This window comes from Moraxella sp. (assembly GCF_024227015.1).
GTDB lineage: Bacteria > Pseudomonadota > Gammaproteobacteria > Pseudomonadales > Moraxellaceae > Moraxella.
On record NZ_JAAELD010000371.1, the window covers coordinates 1 to 2,555 of the forward strand.

Below are 2,555 nucleotides of genomic sequence, written 5' to 3' on the forward strand. Positions count from 1 at the left end.
CCTTTACCAAATACCGCTTCACCCGGGTTTTCATATCTTTCCCGGGCAAATTCGAGTATTTCATCTTTTTCGAATTTGACAACACGCTGGGTGTTCAAATGATAGAGCCCAACATCGGCAAGCACATCCACCCCCGCCTGATAAAACACAAAATCAGGGTTAAAATCATCTAGCACTTTGGGCAAATGGTATTTTAAAAGCGACAAATAGTCATCATCGCCCGTCCCGTCAGGCAGGTTAATGTCCAAATCCGATTTGGGCTTGTGATAGGGATAGTTTTTCTCGCCGTGCATACTCATCACAAAAACATTGGCATTATCCGCCATAAGGGACGCATTGCCATTGCCTTGATGGACATCTAGGTCAAGGATTAAAATGCGTTTGGCAAGTCCTTCTTTTAACAGCACATTGCTTGCCACACAAATGTCATTTAAAATACAAAAGCCTTCCCCACTATCAGCAAATCCGTGATGTGTACCGCCCGATGTGGACAGCGATATGCCGTATTCTTTGGCGTACAAGGCACATTCATAGGTGGCGTGCGTGATGTAGCGTTCTCGTTTGATGAGTTCTGCGGACATAGGCAGACCGATTTTGCGGATTTCTTTGTCGGTTAGTGTGCCTGTTTTTAATTTATGCCAATAGTCGGCGGTGTGGGTCGTTAGGATTTCTTGCTCGGATAAGAGTTGGGGGTGAAATAGGTTATCAGGCGTGATAACGCCTTCTTGGAGCAGTTTTTGGGGAATTAGGTCGTATTTTGCCATAGGAAAGCGGTGGGATGCTGGCAGACTATGGCAAAATAGGGGCGAATGGGCGATTTTTAGCATGGCTTATTGGGCGGTGTGGGTGGGTGTAAAAAACCCACTGTCCGACTCTTGTGGCAGGTCGTTATAATCATTAAGATAGTCGTGAATGATGGGACTGGGCTCACTCTCTGCCATCGCGTCGTCGAATAGTCGCTGTGCGATCTCAGTCAGTCCTGCCACGCCCTGCAGGTAGCAGCCGAGCGCCTTATCACTAAGGGCGCTAAATTCGGCATCGATTGACATCTTTACGCGCACTTCGCCATCAAAAGGGTCTAATTCAATGCTGCCAAAGGCGATGTTAAGATTGGCGCGGGCGATTTTCATCAATATGGATGCATAGTGGCTTGGCGGTACGGTCTCGGTCAGTACGCCAAAGATGGCAACCAGCTGATTATTCTCATTGACGCGGAACACACACGTCCAGTCCGATTGATTGTCCGTAAAACTTAAAATCATGTGGTGCGTGCGCATCTCGGCATCTTCTTCAGGTGCGCGATGTTCGTATTTCCAGCCTTGCTTATCGAGCCATGTCATGATGCGCGTACTGACTGCGTGGCGGTGTGCATCCTCGCTAGGCTCTGGCTTGGCTGGGGTGTCGGGTTTTTGGAGTAGTTGTTTTAATTTGTCTAAGATTTTCATGATGATCTGATGCTTGATTTTATTGTTAAATTGTAGCCCAAAGGGGGAGATTATGCAAAGCAAATCACCAAACTTATTGAAAATTGGGTTTTGCTTGGGGCGGATTTTTGGTATCATTAGCTATATTTTTTAACTGATGTGTGCTATGACGGCTTTTGATAAATCGCCCATCGTAACCTTGGATGATGTGGATGTGCAGCGCGGTGAATTTGTGCTGTGCCAAGGGGTGAATCTAACCTTAAATGCGGGCGATATTTGCCATTTGATCGGCGAAAATGGCCTGGGCAAGACGACGCTGTTATCCCAGATTGCAGGGCTTTTGCCGATGGTGTCGGGCAGGGTTGTTTATCATCGAGACGGCATACGTCCTGTGTATGTGTCGCATCAGCTGGGTATTAGTGGCAGTCTGACGGTCGCGCAGAATTTGGCGTTCTTGTTGTCTCTGTATGGCGTGGATGCGCATCGCGATGTGATTGATTATGCACTGGAGCAAGTGGGGCTGTATGGGCTGAACGATGTCTCTAGTGTGCAGTTGTCAGCAGGGCAGATGCGCCGTGTCGGGCTGTCACGATTGTTCGTGCTGTCGCCTGATGAGTCGCCATTTTGGCTGCTTGATGAGCCGCTGACAGCGCTGGATGTGCAGATGGTGGCGCAGATTGAGAATCGCATCATTGATTTTGCGGATAAAGGTGGTGCGGTGCTGATGACCAGCCACCAAGCCATCGGCGTGAAGACGGGCGTGCTGGATCTGGCGGAGTTTGCATTATGATGAAAAATGCCTTTGGTTCAATGCTGCTTCGTGAATGGCGCATCAAGCGTCAAGGTGCGGTTCAGTGGCTGTTTCCTTTGATGATTTTTTTGATTATTATTACGCTGTTTCCGTTGGCAGTGGGCAGTGAGCCTGCGCTACTATTGCGCCTTGCCACATCTGCCGTGTGGATCGCTGCGCTGCTGTCCTTGGTGATGGGCGTGGATGATTTATTTAAGGCGGACATGGAGAATGGCACATTGGCACAGCTGGTGGTGTCAGGTTCGCCCTTGTCGGTGTGGGTTTTTGCGCGTCTGTTGGTGCATTGGCTGTTTAGCGCAGGCTTTGTGGCGGTATTGTCA

Annotated in this window: 4 protein-coding genes; 2 read left to right on the top strand and 2 right to left on the bottom strand. The window is 49.0% G+C overall.

All coding sequences use genetic code 11. From position 1 onward, the window contains the following. Together GY683_RS08635 and GY683_RS08640 are read right to left on the bottom strand one after the other, a co-directional pair. Positions 1-827: histone deacetylase (locus tag GY683_RS08635; protein WP_297288341.1), on the bottom strand; the 827-nt coding region annotated here is incomplete at its 3' end. Between the two features lie 3 nt (positions 828-830). Then, positions 831-1,445, bottom strand: coding sequence for a YbjN domain-containing protein (locus tag GY683_RS08640; RefSeq protein WP_297288342.1), 615 nt, complete (start codon positions 1,443-1,445; stop codon positions 831-833). 145 nt (positions 1,446-1,590) lie between these two features. Here GY683_RS08640 and ccmA point away from each other — a divergent pair, with 145 nt between their 5' ends. Then, positions 1,591-2,214, top strand: coding sequence for a heme ABC exporter ATP-binding protein CcmA (gene ccmA, locus GY683_RS08645; RefSeq protein ID WP_297288343.1), 624 nt, complete (start codon positions 1,591-1,593; stop codon positions 2,212-2,214). Then, positions 2,211-2,555 (top strand): heme exporter protein CcmB (locus GY683_RS08650; protein ID WP_297288344.1); only part of this gene is annotated, 345 nt, incomplete at its 3' end. The genes ccmA and GY683_RS08650, both read left to right, overlap by 4 nt.

What these genes read in the sequence shown, in the direction of transcription:
- GY683_RS08640 (WP_297288342.1), bottom strand. Translation starts at nt 1,445, where the DNA reads ATGAAAATCTTAGACAAATTAAAACAACTACTCCAAAAACCCGACACC.
- ccmA (WP_297288343.1), top strand. Translation starts at nt 1,591, where the DNA reads ATGACGGCTTTTGATAAATCGCCCATCGTAACCTTGGATGATGTGGAT.